The following is a 19,600-nucleotide window of genomic DNA, read 5'->3' as shown; positions in this document are numbered from 1 at the left end:
TGGTGCGTCCCGCCCGCGGGGACGGCGCCCCGTCGTGACGCACACGACACGCGCGCCGCCCGCACGCCGGGCGGGCCGGGCGACGGGACGCGGAGGCGGTGTGGACGGCACGAGCACGGACGGCGACGTCGTCGTCGGCGCGCGCTCGCCCTGGGCGACGGCCGCGGACGACGCCGCCATGGGGCACGCGCTCGACGAGGCGCGCGCCGCCCTCGCGACCGGGGACGTGCCGGTCGGCGCGGTGGTGCTCGGGCCGCACGGCGACGTGGTCGGGCGCGGCCGCAACACGCGCGAGGCCGACGGCGACCCCACCGGGCACGCCGAGGTCGTCGCGCTGCGGGCGGCCGCCGCCGCCCTGGGCCGCTGGCGCCTGGACGGCTGCACGCTCGTCGTCACGCTCGAGCCGTGCCTCATGTGCGCCGGGGCCACGCTGCTCGCGCGCGTGCCGCGCCTCGTGCTCGGGGCGTGGGACCCGAAGGCCGGCGCGTGCGGGTCGCAGTGGGACGTCGTGCGCGACCGCCGGTCCAACCACCGCGTCGAGGTGGTCGCGGGCGTGCGCGCCGAGGAGTCCGCGACCCTGCTGCGCACGTTCTTCGCCCCCACCGCTGACCCCGTGCGCCGGCCCGCGCCCGCGCCCGCGCCCGCCGCCCGCGTCGAGCGCGGTAGATGCGGCACGAGCGCACCCGATACGACTACCGCGCTCGACGCGCACCTACCGCGCTCGACGGGTCGCGGGCGCGGGGGTCAGGGGGTGGGGAGGAGGGTGACCAGGGCCGCGAGGGTCTCCGACGTGCCGGCGTGCAGGGTCAGGGTCGCGAAGCGGTCGCCGCGGGTCTCGCCGCGGTTGACGACGACCACGGGCTTGTCCGCCTGCGCGGCGTGTCGCACGAACCGCAGCCCCGACTGCACCGAGAGGGACGAGCCCGCGACGAGCAGCGCGTCCCCGGCGTCGACCATCGCGTACGCCCGGTCCACGCGCTCGCGGGGCACGTTCTCGCCGAAGTAGACGATCTCCGGCTTCAGGACGCCGCCGCACGGGCGCGACGCGTCGTCGGGGTCGGGCGCCCAGCAGGCCTGGACGCGGAAGTCCTGCGTCTGCTCGATGACCGCGTCGGCGTCCGGCGCGATCTCCACGTCGCCGACCTCGCCGCCCACCCGCTCCACGAACCCGGGGTTGAGCGCCTCGAGCCGGTCCGCGAGCGCCGCGCGCGGCACCACCGTGCCGCAGCGCAGGCACACGACGCGGTCGTACCGGCCGTGCAGGTCGATGACGTTCCGCGAGCCCGCCGCCTCGTGCAGCAGGTCGACGTTCTGCGTGATCAGGCCGAGGACGACGCCCCGCTGCTCCAGCGCCGCGAGCGCGCGGTGCCCGGCGTTCGGGTGCGTCTCGTGCACGTGCCGCCAGCCGACGTGGTTGCGGGCCCAGTAGTGCCGGCGGAACGCCTCGTCGCCCACGAACTGCTGGAACGTCATCGGGGTGCGCGGCGGGGAGTCGGGGCCCCGGTAGTCGGGGATGCCGGAGTCGGTGGAGACGCCCGCACCCGTCAGCACCGTGAGCCGGCGGCCGCTGAGCAGGTCGACGACGTCGTCGAGGGTGCCGCGGGCGGCGACGGGACGGGCCGGGGACGTGCTCACCGCTCCACGGTACGTCGCGGTCCCGGTGCGGCACGGCGGCCGGCGACCGCGCGTGCGGCACGTCACGGAGCAGCGGATTGGGTGACCGGGCGGGGGAGCGGGTAGGGTTACCCGCCGAGGTAGCGTGTCCGAGCGGCCTAAGGAGCACGCCTCGAAAGCGTGTGTGGGTGAAAGTCCACCGTGGGTTCAAATCCCACCGCTACCGCTCACCGAAGGGCCCCGCCCGCAGCCACCTGCGGATCCGGGGCCCTTCGTCATCCCCGCGCTTTCACTCCCCTCCGGCGTGGACGGGGACCGGGCGGCTCGCCGCGCTCGGCTGGTCGGTTCACCGCCGCCTGACACGTCTGCTGGTCGCTACCGCCCGACGAGCAGCAGGAGCGCGACCGCGAGAAGCGTCAGGACGCCGACGCCGGCGGCGATGAGCCCGACGCGCTCGTACGGGCCCATCCGCTCGGCCACCCCAGGGCAGTGGTGGCCTCGCGGATCAGTCGGCGAGCCTCGGCCGTGCAGAGCCGCCCCTCGACCACGGGCCTCTCGTGCGGGCGCCGGCCTGGGCGCCACGTCCACTCGCGAGAGGTGGACCAGGTGCGGCCGCGCACGGCGCCGGCCCGGGCGGCGACCAGACGTGGTGTGCGCCCTGTGACGCCGACGGCCCATCGCACGTGAACTGCGCGTCGGTGGTCTGCAGGGTGCGTGCATCTCCGTCCAGGCGGACCTGGCACTCGACGACCCGCCTGCGCCCGGCCGAGGCGAGCAGACCGTGCCAGCGTGCGTCGTCCACGGCGATCCGCAGGTCGAGACCCTCAGCCGTCTGCTCGACCCGGTACGGGGTGCCCTCGGTGGCCCTCTCGACCGCCGCGCGCAGCTCGTCGGCGGCCGTGCTCACGAACCCGCCGGGAGCGGCTCGTCGTCCACGTCGATCTGGACGGAGACGTCGAAGCCGTCACGGACGCCGGTGACGCTGACCGTCACCCCGATGCGCTGCTCGCCGTCCGTGATGGTGCACCGGACGTCGGCACCCTCCCGCGCCGGGACCTGCTCGGGGCACTCGATGCTGTCGGGCACGCGGCCTGCCTTCTCGGTGAGTGCCGCTGCGACCTTCTCCTCGATCTCGTCGGTGCCGACGAACCGGGTGTCGACATGGACCGAGCAGCCTGCGAGGAGAACCGTCGCGGCGATCGTCAGGGCGGGGAGGGCCGAGCGCACCCGCGCATCCTGGCAGTCAGCGGGCGACCAGGTGCACGAGCGGGTCGGCGGGCCGTCCCGCGTCCGCGCGACGGCCCGACACCCCGCGACCTCCGCCGGTCCGCACCGACGTCGTCGCCCCTGGCGTACGGTCGCCGGCGTGGACGACGCTGCGACCGCGCGGCAACGGCTCGCCGCTGCGGAGACGAGGGAGCAGCTCGTCGACGCGCTCTGGGACCTTCGCGACTCGGCCTACGACCACCCCGAGGAGTGGGACGCGTTCACCGCGGAGACGTTCTTCCAGTGCCTCGCGGAAGAGCTCGGCGAGGTTCCGGACGCAGGTGGTGCCGTGCCCACCGACGTCCTGGCGCGAGCGGTCGGCAGGGCATGCGCGGACGCCAGGACCTACGAGGACCGGTCGTCCCGGCGACATGCCGGTGGTCACGGCCCCCGGTGCTGCGCGGAGCCACCCGTGACGGGCGGCTGAAACGGTTCTGGACCTGTCTGCCGCGGCCGTCGGTCCGTACGTTCGGTCGGACCCGTGCTTGTCCGATCCGCTCCCGGTCGAGGTGACCCCGCCATGAGTTCACACGCTGTTCCCCGTGCCCCCCGATCAGCCGCTGCGCGGCTGGTCCTGTCCGCCCTGACGGTGCTCGGGCTGACCGTCGCGCTGCTGGCCGCCCTGCCCGCACCGTCCGCCCAGGCGCACGGGTGGATCTCCGACCCGCCCAGCCGGCAGGACCTCTGCTACACCGGCGCGGTCAAGAACTGTGGTCCGGTCCAGTACGAGCCGTGGAGCGTGGAGGCCCGCAAGGGCTCGATGCTGTGCTCCGGCGGCGGCCGCTTCACCGAGCTCGACAACGAGTCGATCGCCTGGCCGCGCCAGGCGCTGAAGACCAACCAGACGTTCACCTGGGACATCGTCGCGAACCACTCCACGTCGACGTGGGAGTACTTCGTGGACGGCCGGCTGCACACCACGATCAACGACAACGGGGCACTGCCGCCCAAGCGGTTCACGCACCAGATCAACAACCTGCCCGAGGGCAACCACAAGATCTTCGTCCGGTGGAACATCGCCGACACGGTGAACGCGTTCTACCAGTGCATCGACGCGTACATCACGCCCGGCGGCAACCCCGCGCCGCAGCCCACCCCGACCACGCCGGCGCCGCAGCCGACGTCGACGACCCCGGCGCCGCAGCCGGGCACCGGCTCCTGCACCGCCACGGTCCGTGCCGCCAACTCCTGGAGCAACGGCTTCCAGGGTGAGGTCACGGTGAAGGCGGGCAGCACGGCGATCAAGGGCTGGAAGGTCACCGTGAACGGCGCGACCATCACGCAGGCGTGGAGCTCCACGCTCAGCAACGGCAACACGCTCGCCAACGCGGGCTGGAACGGCAGTCTCGGCGCAGGTGCCTCGACGACCGCGGGCTTCATCGCCAGCGGCAGCGCGAGCGGCCTGAGCGCCACCTGCACCGCCAGCTGACCGACGCTGCACCGACCGGCAGCCCGGACCCGACCAGGGTCCGGGCTGTCGGCGTCGGTGGGGGGCCTGCGCCTCAGGGGGCGGGCGCCGTCGACTCCCGGACCGTGAGGGTCGTGACGAGCTGCACCTGGCGCGACGCCGGCTCGGCACCGTCGGCCATCGCCAGCACGGTCTCGACTGCCATGCGGCCCATGCCGGACAGCGGCTGGTGCACCGACGTCAGGCCCGGCGTCGTCCACGCCGCCTGCGGGGTGTCGTCGAAGCCCACGACGCTCAGCCGCTCGGGCACCGGGACGCCGGACTCGCGCGCGGCCGCGAGGACGCCGACCGCGATCTCGTCGTCGCCGCACACGACGCCGGTCGGCGGGTCGGCGAGCCGCAGGAGCGCGCGGCCGTGGTCGCGCCCCGCCTCGAGGGAGAACGGGCCCTCGCGCACGAGCCGGGGGTCGAGGGGCAGCCCGGCGGAGGCGAGTGCGGCGCTGTAGCCGTGGAAGCGCTCGGTGGACGCGGTCGACGTCGGCGGTCCGCCCACCCACGCGACGCGCCGGTGCCCCAGCTCGAGCAGGTGCTCGGTGGCGGTGCGGCCGCCGGCCCAGTTGGTCGAGCCGATGCTGACGACGCCGGGGTAGCGGACGTCGACGGGGTCGACGACGACGAACGGCAGGCCGGCCTGGGCGGCGGCGCCGAGGAGGGCGTTCGGCTCGCCGAGCGTCAGGCCGATCAGGCCGACGACGCCCGCGGCCCGCTGCTCCGCGACCCACGCGCGTGCGACGGTCGTCGTGCTGCGCACCGCGCGGTCGGGCGCCAGGCGGAGCAGGAGGTCGCAGCCGGCGGCGGTCGCGGCCGCGAGGACGCCCTGCAGCACGCTCGAGATGTACGGCGACTCCAGCCCGTCGAAGACGGCGGCGAGTGCGCGCCCACGCGTCGGCGGAGCCTCGGTGGCGGGGCGGTAGCCGAGCGCGGCGACCGCGTCGAGGACGCGCCGGCGCGTGCCCTCGGCCACGTCGCTGCGGTGGTTGAGGGCCTTGGAGACGGTCCCCGTGGAGACGCCGGCGTGTGCGGCGACGTCCGCGAGCGTCACCCGTCCCGACGGTCTGTTCACCACCGCTCGACCCTCCCCGTTGCTCGAAACGTTTTCGAGCCTAGGAGGCGGGCGGCGGGTGCCGCAAGGGGGTTCGGCCGCGCAGCCCACGTGGATGAGCGGGCCGTTGACCGACTGCGACCGGCCTCGCTACCGTCGCTGTTCCGTCGTTGTGCACGAAACTGTTTCGAAGGCGAGACGCATGAGCGAGACGCACCCCGGCCCCACCCTCCGCATCGACGGCGCGACGCCCCGGGAGCGCCCGCTGCGGCACGTGTGGAACGCGTGCCTCGGTGCCGGCCGCGCGAACGAGGCGCTGCGTGCGGACTGGCAGCAGCACTTCCGGGAGGCCGTCGACGTCCTCGGCGCCCGCAGCGTGCGCTTCCACGGCCTCTTCCACGACGACATGTTCGTGTACCGCGCGACGTACGGCGGCGGCTTCGGGCCGGACGAGGTGCTGGCCGAGCCGGTGCTCACGTTCTCCTACGTCGACAAGGTCATGGACTTCGTCGTCGACGTGGGCGCCCGGCCGTTCGTCGAGCTCGGCTTCATGCCGCGCGCGCTCGCGACGCAGACCGAGACGCTGTTCTGGTGGAAGGCGCACTGCAGCCCGCCCACCGACATGGGCGCGTGGGCCGACCTCGTGCGGGGGACCGTGCAGCACTGGGTGGACCGCTACGGCCTCGACGAGGTGCGGCAGTGGCGCTTCGAGGTGTGGAACGAGCCGAACCTCGTGCCGCACTTCTGGACCGGCACCCGCACGCAGTACTTCGAGCTCTACGAGGCGACGGCCCGCGCGGTGAAGTCGGTCGATCCCGGGCTGCTCGTCGGTGGCCCCTCCACCAGCGTCTTCGTCCCCGACGACCGCTACGCGGGCGAGGTCGAGGACCCCACCCGCACCCACGCCACGGCCGCCGCCGAGGACGTCGACGCGCTCGACTGGCGGCCCGTGTGGGTCGAGGAGTTCATCGCGTGGTGCGCCGAGCGCGAGCTGCCCGTCGACTTCCTCACCACGCACCTGTACCCGACCGACTTCGCGTTCGGCGCGAACGGCGAGGTGCGGCACATCCGCCGGCACGTCGACGCCACGTCGGACGACCTGACCCGGATGCAGGAGATCATCGTCGCGAGCCCCTACCCGGACGCCGAGCTGCACATCACCGAGTGGTCGACGTCGCCCTCGAGCCGCGACCGCATGCACGACACGCTGTTCGCCGCCACGTACGTGACGCGCGCGTTCCTGCGCTGCGCCGACCTGACCGACTCCCTCGCGTACTGGACGTTCACCGACGTCTTCGAGGAGGGCGGCGCGGGGCTCGGGCCCTTCCACGGCGGGTTCGGCCTCGTCAACGAGCAGGGGCTGCACAAGCCGACGTTCCACGCATTCGCGATGCTCGCGCGCCTGGGGACGTGCGCCTGCTCGACGCCGAGCACGGTGTGCTCACGCGGGACAGCGCGACCGGCGCCGTGTCCGCGGTGTTCGTCAACTACCCCGCGGACATGGGGCGGCGCCCGGTCGGGTCGGCCGACTCGTACGCCGAGACGCGCGCGCTCGCGGAGGTGGGCCCGGCCCGCCGGGTGCGGCACGTCGTCGAGGGCCTGCCGCCCGGCGCGCGCTTCGCGGTCGAGCGGGTCGACTGGGAGCACGGCAACGTCGCCGAGGCGTGGCACGCGATGGGGGAGCCGCTCAACCTCACGCGGGAGCAGACCGCGCGGCTGCGGGAGGCCGCGGACGACCTGTGGCGCACCGAGCTCGTGGTCGACGCGGACGGCGTGCTGGAGATCGACCTGGACCTGCCGCCGTGGGCGGTGGTGTCGGTGGCGCCGGCGGCGTGAGCGCGACACGCACGGTGGGTTTCACCCGTTCGGTCCATCCCGCGTCTTCTGCCCGTTCCGCTACGTTCACGCCCGACGGTCACGACGGCGACGGTGCGTCGTGACTCGCCGTCGGCCTCCCGTGCCGCCGGCCGGTGGGCGGCGACGGCACGACGGTGTGCGCGTCCCGGGGAGGAGCGCACGTGGAGCGACACCGGGCCGTGGCCCGCACGAGGACGACGCTGGCGGCCTGCCTGGTGGCGGCACTGGTCGGAGGCGTCGCTGCGCCGGCCGGGGCGAGCGCAGCGCCCGAGCCCCCGGCGCCCGGAGCCGAGCCCCCCGTCGAGTGCGTCGAGCAGACCGCCGACCAGCTCGACGCGGTCGCGGTGGCGCAGGAGTGCGGCGAGGACGTCGAGGTGCTGAGCGCGCGCACGGAGTGGCAGACGCTCTACGCCCGCCCGGACGGGTCGCTGCGGCTCGAGATGTCCGCTGCCGCCGTCCGGACGCGGCAGGGCAAGGCCTGGCGCGACGTCGACAGCTCGCTCCGGCGCACCCGCGGCGGGATCGCACCGGCCGCCCCGGTCGTCGGCATGACGTTCTCGGACGGGCGGCACGGTGCTCCGCTCGCCACCCTGCGCCGGGAGGGCCACGAGCTGCGGCTCGACGTGCCGTTCGACCTGCCGCGACCCACGGTCGACGGTCCTCGGCTCACCTACGCGGACGTCCTCCCGGACGTCGACCTGGTCGTGACGGTCAACGAGGACGCCACCGGGTTCTCGGAGGTCCTGCGGGTCGAGACCCCGGAGGCCGCTGCGGACCCGCGCCTCGCCCGGCTGTCGTTCCCGATCGAGACGTCCTCGGGCCTGGACGTCGTCGAGGACGCCGGCGGGTTCGCCGCCCGGGACGGTGCCGGCGAGCCGGTCTTCCACAGCGCCACGCCGGCGATGTGGGACTCCGCCGAGGCGTCGTCCCTGCCGACGCACTCCTTCCTCGCGCTCGGCGGGACCGCGCAGCGGTCGTCCGCCTCGCCAGCGGCGGACGCGGCGGACGGCGCGGGGGAGCCCGTCGGCGACCGCGCGGTCGCCCCGGTCGGCGGGGAGGCCGTCAGCCACCTGCCCGCGACCGTCTCCGACGACGCGATCACGATCGACGTCGACCAGGACATGCTCACGGACCCCGACACGGTGTGGCCGGTCTACATCGACCCGCCCGTCAGCGGCTCGCTGCACCAGTGGTCGGCCGTGCGCACCGGCGTCACGCCTGCCATCCGCTTCAACTTCGCGGACACGCAGGGCGTGGGGCTCTGCGACCCCCGAGCACCTGGCGGTGACGACTGCCCCTCCCGGTACGCGAGCCGTCTCCTCTGGCGCTTCGCGGGCCTGGAGCAGGTCGGCGCCGTGGACGGTGGCCACGTCCGGTCCGCCGTGTTCTCGGCCTACGGCACGCACACCTACGACTGCTCGGTCCGGCCGATCACGGCTCACCACATCGACGACTTCGGCTCCGGCACGGGCTGGCCGGGCAGCGCGCTGTGGGACGCCCAGCACACCGCGCACGTGAACCACAAGCAGGCCTGCGGCACCGGGCCGGCGTGGGTCGAGTTCGACGTCACCCGGGCTGCGCGTGCCGTCGCCGACGCCAACGCGTCGGTCCTCGCGCTCGGTCTCGCGACGGACGAGTCGAGCATGGCGTTCTGGAAGCGGTACCGGTACGACGCAAAGCTGTCGGTCGTCTACAACCGCCCCCCGGCGGCGCCGACGGGCCCGAGGACGAGCTCGCCGCCGTCCGCCTGCACGACCGGCGCCGGCCGGCCCCTCCTCGCCTCGACGACCCCGATCCTGCGCGCCTCGCTCGCCGACCCCGACGGTGACTCGGTTCAGGCCACGTTCGAGGTCGTGGACGTGGCCACCGGGGGCCGGGTCTGGGGCCCCTACACGACGGCGGCGCTGGGGTCGGGAGCCGAGCACGCGGTCTGGGTGGGGTCAGGGCTCGCGGACGGGCGGGCGTACCAGTGGCGCGTCTTCGGCCGCGACCCCAGCGGCGCTCAGGGACCCACCGCCGCCTGCGAGTTCCTCGTCGACGTGACGGCACCTGACATGCCGGTCGTCACGCCCGTCGAGACGGGTCTGCCTGCGGTGTACCGCGAGAACGCGACGGGAGGGGGCATCGGCAAGCGCGGGGAGTTCGTCATCTCGGCGGGCAGCTCCACAGACGTGGCGAAGTTCCGCTACTCCGTCATCAGCGACGCCAAGAACAAGGAGCTGGTCCCCGTCGCTGGGACGTCGAAGCTGACGTTCGCGCCGACGAGCGACGGGATGCACACCCTGTACGTGGAAGCGGTGGACCGCGCGGGGAACGTCAGCGCGCAGCGCGTGTACCCGTTCGTGGTTCAGGCGCCGGGAGTCGTGGCGCTGTGGCGCCTGGACGAGGGTGGCGGGTCGAGCTTGTTCAGTACCTCCCACGTCGACTCTGGCCCGCTCGGCAACAGGTTCCCCATGACGTCGTCGCCCTACACGTCGCGTGCTGCCGGGCTCTTCCAGGAGCTGGGGATCGACCCCACCGACCGTGCGCTCAAGTTCGACAGTGGCGCGGACCAGGCAGCGACCACCGGACCGGTCGTGGGCATCGAGTCGAGCTTCACCGTCATGGCGTTCGTCCGTCTCACGTCGATGCCGACCCGCGCTGCGACGGCGGTCAGCCAGGACGGGGGCAACACGAGCGCGTTCGAGCTCGGGCTGATTCCTGGCGGGGCCTACAGCGAAGGGCCGTGCTATAAGCAGCAGTGGTGCTGGGGGCTCGACATGCGCACCGCGGCCGGCGGTACGCAGAAGCGGATAAGCGCGGCGTGGCCAACCGAGGCGACGGTCGGCGACTGGGTCCATCTCGCAGTCGTCCGCGACGCGCAGGCCGGGACGTTGAGCGCCTCGTTCTGCAAGGTCGGATCGGTTGAGAAGGGCACCGTCATCGCCCACCCGGTCCCGCGCGTGGTGACCGTTCCCTTCACCTCGTCCTGGTACGCACCGGGCAAGTTCCGGCTGGGCCACGGCTGGATCAACAGCCAGGCCGAACCGACCCCCAAGGCGTACAACCACTGGCCCGGCGACGTCGACGAGGTGCGCGTGCTCGACACGGCCGTGCCCCGCGAGGACCTCGTCCGCTACTGCACCCGCGCCGAGTGACCTCAGCGCTCCGTCCCACCACCCCAGCGCTCGAGGAAGAGGCGGCTCGATGAGGTTCTGGAACGCAGCGCGCACGGTGCTCGTCGGTGCGGTCGTCGGTGCACTCGTGGTCACGACCGGGCCGATGGCCGGAGCTGCGCCCGAGGACGGGGCGGGCGCACGGTGGAGCCGGAACCGGGTGCAGCTCTCCGCACCGGTGGAGACGCCGGTCCCGCACCGGGAGGCGCGGCCGGCTCCCGCCGGGCAGCCGGCGATGCCGGCGGCATCGGACGAGCCGGGCGCGTGGCCCGACGGGTCGGCGACGCTGGTGCCCGGAGCCGGTGCGGCGACGTCGGACGTGGTGACGCTGGAGCGTGCGGCGGACTCCGACGTCGCGGACGCGAAGGTCACCGCGCAGGTCCTCGACCGCGACGTCGCCGAGGACGTCGGCGTGGAGGGCCTGGTCATCGAGGTCGACGGCGCGGACGGCGACGTCGCCGAGGACCGCGGGTCCGGGGCGCCGGCCGCGGGGCCGCGCTCCGCCGCGCCCGCACCGAGCGCCGCCGGCGTCGAGGCGGCGAGCGCCCCGCAGCCGGAGCAGCCCGTCGAGCTGACCGTCGACCGCGAGCGCCTGGCGGACGCGTTCGGCGGTGACTGGGCGTCGCGCGCCCGGCTCGTCCAGCTCCCCTCGTGCGCGCTGACGACGCCGGAGAAGGCGGAGTGCCGCACCCGCACGCCCGTCGACGGCGCCGAGGTGTCGACCGGCTCGGCGCTGACGGCACACGTCCCGGCGTCGGGGTCGACCGTCATGGCGGTGACGGCGGCTGCGTCGGGCTCGGCCGGCAGCTGGGCGGCGACCCCGCTGTCCCCGTCCTCGACCTGGGACGTCAGCGAGCAGACCGGTGACTTCGGCTGGTCCTACCCGTTCGACGTGCCGCCCGGTGTCGGCGGCCCCGAGCCGGACCTGGCCCTGGTGTACTCGTCCGGCTCGCTGGACGGGAAGGTCGCGGGCACCAACACGCAGGCGTCGTGGGTCGGCGACGGGTGGGGCCTGGAGACGGGCTACGTCGAGCGGCGGTACGTGCCCTGCGCGCAGGACGCGACCGCCGGCGCGAACAACGTCGGCCGGCTGACCGGTGACCTGTGCTGGAAGACCGACAACGCGACGCTGGTCCTCGACGGGCGCGCGAGCGAGCTCGTCAAGGACGCCGCCACGGGTGCGTGGAAGCTCAAGAGCGACGACGGCACCCGGATCGAGCGGCTCACGGGCGCGTGGAACGCGGACGACGACAAGGAGTACTGGAAGGTCACCACGACCGACGGGACGCAGTACTTCTTCGGACGCGACCGCCGCTCGGCGTCGGACGGGTTGGCGCTGAACTCGTCGTGGACGGTGCCCGTCTTCGGCAACCACCCGGGCGAGCCGTGCCACGCGGCCACGTTCGGCGCGTCGTCGTGCAGCCAGACGTGGCGTTGGAACCTCGACTACGTCGTGGACACCAGCGGCAACTCCATGACGTACGTCTACGCCCGCGAGACCAACGCCTACGGCCGCAACCTCGGCCAGGCGACCACGACCTACGACCGCGGCGGCCACCTCGTCCGCATCGACTACGGCCAGCGTGCCGGCGCCGAGACGGCGAGCTCGCCGCAGCGCGTGGAGTTCACGGTGGCCGAGCGCTGCCTGCCGTCGGCCACGACCACGTGCGACCCGGCGCAGCTGACCGCTGCGACCAGGAAGTCCTGGCCGGACGTGCCGTTCGACCAGATCTGCTCCTCGGCCACCTGCACCTCCTCGCAGGTCGTGCCCACCTTCTTCAGCCGCAAGCGGCTCACCGGCGTGACGACGAAGGTGCTCGTGGGCGCCGGGTACCGGGACATCGACTCGTGGGCCTTGCAGCACACGTTCCCCGATCCCGGCGACGGGACCAGCCCCGCGCTGTGGCTGGCGTCCATCACGCGGACCGGTCGCAACGGCACGCCGGTGGCGCTCTCACCCGTCACGTTCCAGGGCGTCCAGCTCGCGAACCGCGTCGACACGATCGGCGACAAGGGCCCGGCGATGTACCGCTGGCGCGTCAACCGCATCACGACCGAGGCAGGCGGCCTGATCACCGTCGCCTACACGCCCACCGACTGCTCCGTCGCCAGCCTGCCCGGATCCCCGGACACGAACACCCGTCGCTGCTTCCCCGTGCGCTGGACACCCGAGGGTGCCGGCGAGCCCATCCAGGAGTACTTCCACAAGTATCTCGTCGCGACGGTGGCCACGGACGGACGCGACGGCGAGAGCGTGCCGGTCGAGACCGCGTACTCGTACGTGGGCACTCCGGCGTGGGCCTACGACGACAGCCCGCTGCTCCCCGAGAAGGAGCGGACCTGGCGCGAGTACCGCGGCTACGGCACGGTCGACGTCCTCACGGGCGCGTCGACGGGGACGCGCTCGCAGACGCGCTACCGGTACTTCCGGGGCCTGCACGGCGACCGGACGGCGACGGGCACGCGCACGGAGTCGGTGGACGGCATCGCGGACGTCGAGCGGCTCGCGGGCTTCGTGCGCGAGGAGATCGTCCACGACGGCGCCGGCGGCCCCGAGGTCTCGCGCACGACCACCTCTCCCTGGACGGCCACGACCGCCACGGCGGCGGACGGGTCGACGGCGGTGCTCCTCGGCGACGCCGTCGTCGAGGAGCGGGTCGTCGCGCCCGCGCTGCCCGGCGGCGCCCGCACGACGCGGACCGTCACGACCTACGACGCCACCTACGGGATGCCCACGCAGGTGGACGACCTCGGGGACGTCACGACGGCGGCCGACGACAGGTGCACCCGGATCGAGTACGCGCGGAACGTCGCCGCGCACATCGTCGACACCACGTCGCGGAGCGAGACCGTCGGGGTCGCCTGCGCCGCTGCCCCTTCGCGGCCCGCGGACGTCGTCAGCGACACGCGCACCCTGTACGACGGGCTCGCCTTCGGCGCGGCGCCGACGCGCGCCCTGGTCACCGCGGTGGAGGAGGTGAGCGGGTACTCCGGTGCGACGCCGACCTACACGACGCGTGCGAGGCACGCCCACGACGTGCACGGGCGCGAGACCTCGGCGACTGACGCGCTGGGCCGCACCACGTCGACGGCCTACACACCGGCGACCGGCGGTCCGCTGACGAGCACGCGCACGACGTCGCCCGACCCCGACGGGACGGGCCCGTTGACCGCGCACGTCACCGTGTCGGAGGTCGACCCGGCGCGCGGGCTCCCCGTCAAGGAGACGGACGCCAACGGCAAGGTCACGACCGCCACGTACGACGCGCTCGGCCGCGTGACGCAGGTGTGGCTGCCGGGACGGGCGCAGGGCAGCAAGAGCGCCCACATGACCTACTCCTACGCGGTCTCCTCCGACGCGCGGAACTCCGTCACGGCCAAGACGCTGACGGCCGCGGAGACGTACCGGACCAGCATCACCCTGTACGACGGCCTGCTGCGGGAGAACCAGACGCAGCGAGAGTCCTCCGACCGCACCGCGCCGGGGCGGATGGTCACCAACACGGTGTACGACTCGCGCGGCCTGGTCGGCTACGTCAACGCGGAGTGGTTCACGACCGGGGCGCCGTCGACGACTCCGGTCGTGCCGACGGACGCCGTGGCGGTGCCGCTGCGCACGCGCTTCGAGTACGACGGTGCCGGGCGGCAGACCGCCGAGATCACCGACGTCAAGCACCAGGAGCGGTGGCGCACGGTCACCACCTACGGCGGCGACCGCGTCAGCGTCGACCCGCCGCAGGGCGCGGTCCCGACCACGACGATCAGCGACGCGCGCGGTCAGACGGTCGAGCTGCGGGAGCACACCGGTGCCGACCCGAGCAGCGCGTACGTCTCGTCCACGTTCGCCTACGACCGCGCGGGCCGGCTCGCGGCGACCGCCGACGCCGCCGGCAACCGCTGGACGTACCAGTACGACCTGCTCGGTCGGCAGGTGCAGTCGGTCGACCCCGACCGCGGCACCAACACGTCCACGTACGACGCCGCGGACCAGGTCACGTCCGTGACCGACGCGCGCGGCGTCACGCTCGCCTACGGCTACGACGCGCTCGGCCGCCGCACCGCCGTCCGCGAGGGCAGCGCCTCCGGGACGCTCCGCGCGTCCTGGGTGTACGACACCCTGGCCAAGGGCCAGCTGACGTCGTCGACGCGGCACGAGGGCAGCGCGCAGTACGTCCGGGCCGCGACCGGGTACGACGACGGCTACCGGCCGCTCGGCTCCTCCCTGACCCTGCCGAGCACCGAGGGCGCCCTGGCGGGCACCTACACCACGACGTACACCTACACGGCCGACGGTCAGCTCAAGAGCTACCGCTTGCCATCCGCCGGAGGCCTCGGCGCCGAGACCGTCCAGCTGACCTACGACGCCGCCAACCAGCCCGACTCGCTGAGCGGGGGCTTCGGCTACGGGGTCTACGTCACCTCGACCACGTGGTCGCCCTACGGGGAGCCGCTGCTGTACCGCATGGGTACGAGCGGCAACTACCACGCGACCCTCTCGCACACGTACGAGGAGGGGACGCGGCGGCTCGCGTCGACGGCGCTGGCGCGGTCGAACGGCAACGGCCTGGACCGCAACGTCACGTACGCCTACGACCCCGCCGGCAACCCGACCTCGGTCGTCGACCGCCCGACGAGCAGGCCGGTGGACGCGCAGTGCTACCGGTACGACGGGCTCCGGCGCCTCTCCGCGGCCTGGACGCCGGCGAACGGTGACTGCGCCGCGTCGCCGACCGCGGGCACGCTCGGCGGACCGGCGCCCTACTGGTCGAGCTACACGTACGACGCCATCGGCAACCGCAGCGCCGAGGTGCTGCGCACCGCGACCAGCACGGTGAACCGGACGTACGCCTACCCGGCTGCCGGCGCACCCCGACCGCACGCCGTCCAGTCCGTGACGCAGTCCGGCACCGGGGGGACGGCGACCAGCACCTACGCGTACGACGCCGCCGGCAACACGGTGACCCGCGCCCCGGCCGGCGCGACGGCGCAGACGCTCGAGTGGGACGTCGAGGGCGAGCTCGCGCGCGTGCGCCAGGGGACGACCGTCACCGGCTCCTACCTGTACGACGCGGACGGCGAGCGGCTGATCCGCCGCCAGGGCGGAACGGTGACCGCGTACCTGCCCGGCGGCGTCGAGCTCACGCTCACCTCGTCGACGGGAACCGTGAAGGCGCTCCGGTACTACTCGTTCGGCGGCCAGGTCGTCGCCGTGCGCACCGGGACCGGAGCGGGTGGCGTCAGCACGCTCGTCGCCGACACCCAGGCCACGGCCCAGATCTCTATCGCGAACAGCACCAACGTGATCACGCAGCGCTGGACGGACCCGTTCGGCAGCCCGCGCGGGTCGACGCCGACGTGGCCCGGCGACCGGGGCTTCCTGGACAAGCCCGTCGACGCCACCGGTCTGGTGCAGGTCGGCGCCCGGTACTACGACCCGACGATCGGCCGGTTCCTCTCGGTCGACCCGGTGATGGTGATGGCGACGCCCCAGCAGTGGGCCGCGTACTCGTACGCGAACAACAACCCCGTCACGTACTCGGACCCCACGGGTCTCGCGCCGCGCATGGTGGCCGACTGGGCGAGGGGGCCGCGGCGGCCCGCGGCCACACCCGCGCGGAAGTCCACCACGCCCTGGGTGTCCGCGCCGACGCGCAAGGCGAGACCGGCAGCCCGGCCCATGACGCCGATCGGGTGCTTCGGGAACACCGCGTGCCGCTCGCGGTCCGTCCAGTCCTGGGTCAAGCGGAACAAGGAGACGATCCTCGACTCCACGCCGGTCGTGGGGACGGTCCGCTTCGCCCAGCAGACGGCGCGCGCCTTCCGGACCGGCGACTTCAGCCGCTGGGAGGGAACCGGGCAGCGTGGGGTGACGGCGTGGTCACGCGCGCTGCAGATGGAGGTCGGCGGTCTCGCCCTGAGTGTCGTCGGCGGCGGTGTGCTCGCCAGCGGCTTGAAGGCGGGTGCGACAGCGACGGCGCGGGGGGCCGCAAGGACTGCACCTGCTGCTGCGCCTCGGTCGCTCCCCACGCAGCTGACGTCCGGCAGGAACGCTCAGTCGGGGGTGCACGTCTACTACGGTGTGGACCGCGGGAAGCCGGTCTACGCCGGCATCACCGACGACATCGCGCGGCGCCAATCCCAGCACGGGAGCAGGTTCGTGCTGGAGCAGCTGACCCCTTCGGGGGGCGTGACCCGTGGACAGGCTCGCGCAATCGAGGAGGCCCTGATCGTCCGGAACCCTGGGTTCCAGAACGCGCGGCACGAGATCAGCCCGCGTCATCCCTGGTACCAAGACGCACTCGGCTGGGGCGACGACTGGCTGAACGGGCAGGGGTTGTGATGCGTCCGACCACGAACCTGCGTGTGCTGAAGGCGTCGCGCAAGAAGCCTCGCGCCGGCGACCTCTTCGTGATGCAGCTGCCCGACGGCAGCCATCTCTTCGGCCGGGTGATCAGCACCGATGCCCAGGCGGGACCGTCCATGCCGGGTGCCGTGCTCATCTACGTCTATCGGCAGCGCTTCCCCGGGAAGGATGTGCCGGACAGGTCGGCTCTGTCACGGGACCACCTGCTGGTGTCGCCCATGATGACGAACCACCTGCCGTGGTCGAAGGGATACTTCGAGACCGTGGCGCATCGGCCACTCGAGCCCGGGGACGTGCTGCCTCAGCACTGCTTCCTCAGCGCCGCGCGTGGACGGTACTTCGACGAGCGCGGCAACGAGCTGCCGGGACCGATCGAGCCGGTCGGCGACTACGGGTTGCACAGCTACCGCACGATCGATGACGCCGTGAGTGAGGCGTTGGGACTGGACCTCGCCTGACGGTCGGGTCCTAGGTGCGTGAGGGTGATCGGTGCGCCCTAGGGTGGCGGTACTTGCCTACTAGTGCGTAAGTACCGCCCACGACGAGGTGAGGCAGCAGTGACCGACACGTCCACCACCGCGTTCGCGGCAGCCGTCGAGCGTGTCCGCGCCGGGGCCGCCCCCGCCGACGAGGCCGCCGCGCTGTACGCGCAGCTCGACGAGACCGAGCGCCTCGGGCTGCTCGACGGCGACCAGCCCTTCTGGGAGGGCATGGCCGAGATGAGCCAGGGCTACAACGTGCGCCCGTACGTGCACGGCGCGGTCGAGCGGCTCGGCATCCCGGGCATCCGGTTCGTCGACGGCCCGCGCGGCGTCGTCTCCGGGCACGGCACCGCCTTCCCGGTGTCCATGGCGCGGGGCGCCACGTGGGACACGGCCCTGGAGGAGCAGGTCGGCGACGCGATCGGCACGGAGCTGCGCGCCGTCGGCGGCAACTTCTTCGGCGGCGTGTGCATCAACCTGCCGCGGCACCCCGCCTGGGGCCGGGCGCAGGAGACCTACGGGGACGAGCCGTACCACCTGGGCGAGCTCGGGGCGGCGCTCACGCGCGGCGTCCAGCGGTACGCGATGGCGTGCGCGAAGCACTACGCGCTGAACTCGATGGAGAACGCGCGCTTCACGGTGGACGTGACGATCGACGAGGCGACGCTGCACGAGGTGTACCTGCCGCACTTCAGGCGGACGGTCGACGAGGGCGTCGCCGCGATCATGTCCGCCTACAACTCCGTGAACGGCGAGTGGGCCGGCCAGAACCACTACCTGCTCACCGACGTGCTGCGCGACCAGTGGGGCTGGGACGGCATCACCGTCAGCGACTTCATCTGGGGCCTGCGCGACGCGGCGGCGTCCCTGAACGCGGGGCTGGACCTCGAGGAGCCGTTCGCGCAGCAGCGCGCCCGGGACCTTCCCCGCCAGCTCGAGGCCGGCGAGACGACCTGGGAGCTCGTCGAGCGCGCGGGCGTGCGCCTGCTCGCCGCGCAGCTGCGCTCGTACGCGCGGCGCGAGCAGGGCGACTTCCCGGTCGAGCTCATGGCCTCCCAGGCGCACCGCGACCTCGCCCGCGAGGTGGCGCGCCGCGCGATGGTGCTGCTGCGCAACGAGCCCGTGGACGGCACGCCCGTCCTGCCGCTCGACCCGTCGGCGATCAGGTCCGTGGCCGTCGTCGGCCGCCTCGCCACGGCGCCCAACATGGGCGACAAGGGCTCGTCGGACGTCCGGCCCCCGTCGTACGTCACGCCCGCCGACGGCATCCGCGCCGCGTTCCCCGGCGCCACCGTCACGGTGGTCGACCAGGACGACTTGGCCGCCGCGGCCGAGGCCGCGCGGGCGGCGGACGTCGCGATCGTCGTCGCCGGGTTCGACGAGCGGGACGAGGGCGAGTACGTCGGTGCCGAGACGATGAACCGGCCCGAGCTGCTGGCGCTCTTCCCGGAGCAGCCGGACGGCGGGCAGGCGTCCGACGCGATCACCGCCGCGGCGGGCGAGGGCAACGTCGTCATGACCGCAGGCGACGAGTACGGCGGCGACCGGACGAGCCTGACGCTGCGGCCCGTCGACGAGGAGCTCATCCGCGCCGTCGCCGCCGCGAACCCCCGCACGGTCGTCAGCGTCGTCGCCGCCGGCGCCGTCCTCATGGAGCGGTGGCGGCACGACGTCCCCGCGCTGGTCATGATGTGGTACGCGGGCATGGAGGGCGGGCACGCCCTCGCCGACGTGCTCACGGGTGCGCACAACCCGTCCGGGCGGCTGCCGTTCTCGGTGCCGACGAGCGAGGAGCACCTGCCGTTCTTCGACCGCGACGCCACGGCGATCACGTACGACCGGTTCCACGGCCAGCGGCTGCTCGACAGGCTGGGCGTGCAGGCCGCGTACCCGCACGGGTTCGGGCTGTCCTACACGACGTTCACCGTCGAGGACGCGAGCGCGGGCGAGCTCGTCGACGGAGCGCTCACCGTGACGGCGCGCGTGCGCAACGGCGGCGACCGGGACGGCCGGCACGTCGTGCAGGTCTACGGCCGCCGCGCCGAGGGCGAGCGCGCGGGCGAGACGGTGGTCGTCGGCTTCGCAGTCGCCGAGGTGCCCGCCGGGCAGGCCGTCGAGGTGGCGGTGCCCGTGAGCCTCGTCCCGCTGTCGCTGTGGGACGCCGGGGCGAAGCGCCTGCGCCTGCCGTCCGGCGTCGCGGTCGAGCTCGAGGTCGCCTCGCACGCGCACGCCGACGACGCGGTCACCCTGCGCGTCCAGGCGTGACGGGGCGTCCGCCGGGCTGAGGTCCACCGGTGCGCCCCGCGGGTGTGCGGCGGGGGAGGATGTCCCGGTGCCGGCCGCGCGCCGGCG

At 73.8% G+C, this 19,600-nt stretch carries 10 protein-coding genes, 1 tRNA gene and 2 pseudogenes; 10 read left to right on the top strand and 3 right to left on the bottom strand.

Annotation, left to right across the window (positions count from 1 at the left end; all coding sequences use genetic code 11):
* Positions 1-178 precede the first annotated feature (178 nt).
* Positions 179-598 (top strand): annotated as a pseudogene (locus GC089_RS16390) (nucleoside deaminase); the annotation flags it as partial.
* Positions 599-744: 146 nt separating this feature from the next.
* Here the strand turns inward: GC089_RS16390 and GC089_RS16385 are convergent.
* Positions 745-1,635, bottom strand: a complete 891-nt coding sequence (locus tag GC089_RS16385; protein ID WP_155378530.1) for a Sir2 family NAD-dependent protein deacetylase — start codon at positions 1,633-1,635, stop codon at positions 745-747.
* Between the two features lie 118 nt (positions 1,636-1,753).
* Here GC089_RS16385 and GC089_RS16380 point away from each other — a divergent pair.
* A tRNA-Ser gene (locus tag GC089_RS16380) sits at positions 1,754-1,840 on the top strand.
* Positions 1,841-2,517: 677 nt separating this feature from the next.
* Here GC089_RS16380 and GC089_RS16375 read toward each other — a convergent pair.
* On the bottom strand, positions 2,518-2,841 hold the full coding sequence (locus tag GC089_RS16375; protein WP_155378529.1) for a DUF4333 domain-containing protein: 324 nt from the start codon (positions 2,839-2,841) through the stop codon (positions 2,518-2,520).
* Positions 2,842-2,980: 139 nt separating this feature from the next.
* On the opposite strand from GC089_RS16375, the gene GC089_RS16370 reads away from it, so the two are divergent.
* Together GC089_RS16370 and GC089_RS19410 are read left to right on the top strand one after the other, a co-directional pair.
* On the top strand, positions 2,981-3,307 hold the full coding sequence (locus GC089_RS16370) for a hypothetical protein (RefSeq protein WP_155378528.1): 327 nt from the start codon (positions 2,981-2,983) through the stop codon (positions 3,305-3,307).
* Between the two features lie 162 nt (positions 3,308-3,469).
* Positions 3,470-4,309, top strand: coding sequence for a lytic polysaccharide monooxygenase (locus tag GC089_RS19410; RefSeq protein WP_230684897.1), 840 nt, complete (start codon positions 3,470-3,472; stop codon positions 4,307-4,309).
* A gap of 73 nt (positions 4,310-4,382) precedes the next feature.
* On the opposite strand, the gene GC089_RS16360 is transcribed toward GC089_RS19410, so the two are convergent.
* A complete protein-coding gene (locus GC089_RS16360) occupies positions 4,383-5,414 on the bottom strand; it encodes a LacI family DNA-binding transcriptional regulator (protein ID WP_230684896.1) in 1,032 nt (343 codons plus the stop codon).
* Between the two features lie 91 nt (positions 5,415-5,505).
* Between GC089_RS16360 and GC089_RS16355 the strand changes: the two are divergent.
* The 6 genes and pseudogenes from GC089_RS16355 to GC089_RS16335 form a co-directional block, all read left to right on the top strand.
* A pseudogene (locus GC089_RS16355) lies at positions 5,506-6,738 on the top strand (beta-xylosidase); the annotation flags it as partial.
* A 62-nt stretch (positions 6,739-6,800) separates the two neighbouring features.
* Entirely contained in the window at positions 6,801-7,226 is a 426-nt protein-coding gene (locus tag GC089_RS19405; RefSeq protein ID WP_230684895.1) for a hypothetical protein, read from the top strand.
* A gap of 182 nt (positions 7,227-7,408) precedes the next feature.
* A complete protein-coding gene (locus GC089_RS16350; RefSeq protein WP_155378527.1) occupies positions 7,409-10,384 on the top strand; it encodes a LamG-like jellyroll fold domain-containing protein in 2,976 nt (991 codons plus the stop codon).
* A gap of 49 nt (positions 10,385-10,433) precedes the next feature.
* Positions 10,434-16,742, top strand: a complete 6,309-nt coding sequence (locus GC089_RS16345) for an RHS repeat-associated core domain-containing protein (RefSeq protein WP_155378526.1) — start codon at positions 10,434-10,436, stop codon at positions 16,740-16,742.
* Positions 16,742-17,224 carry an immunity 26/phosphotriesterase HocA family protein gene (locus tag GC089_RS16340; protein WP_155379296.1) on the top strand — a complete coding sequence of 161 codons (483 nt, stop codon included), beginning with the start codon at positions 16,742-16,744 and terminating at the stop codon, positions 17,222-17,224. Before GC089_RS16345 ends, GC089_RS16340 begins: the two co-directional genes overlap by 1 nt.
* Positions 17,225-17,323: 99 nt before the next feature.
* On the top strand, positions 17,324-19,513 hold the full coding sequence (locus GC089_RS16335) for a glycoside hydrolase family 3 C-terminal domain-containing protein (protein ID WP_155378525.1): 2,190 nt from the start codon (positions 17,324-17,326) through the stop codon (positions 19,511-19,513).
* The last annotated feature ends 87 nt before the right edge of the window (positions 19,514-19,600 follow it).

The sequence above is a fragment of the Cellulomonas sp. JZ18 genome (assembly GCF_009720485.1).
Taxonomy (GTDB): Bacteria; Actinomycetota; Actinomycetes; order Actinomycetales; family Cellulomonadaceae; genus Cellulomonas.
This window is presented reverse-complemented; position numbering and strand designations above follow the sequence as displayed.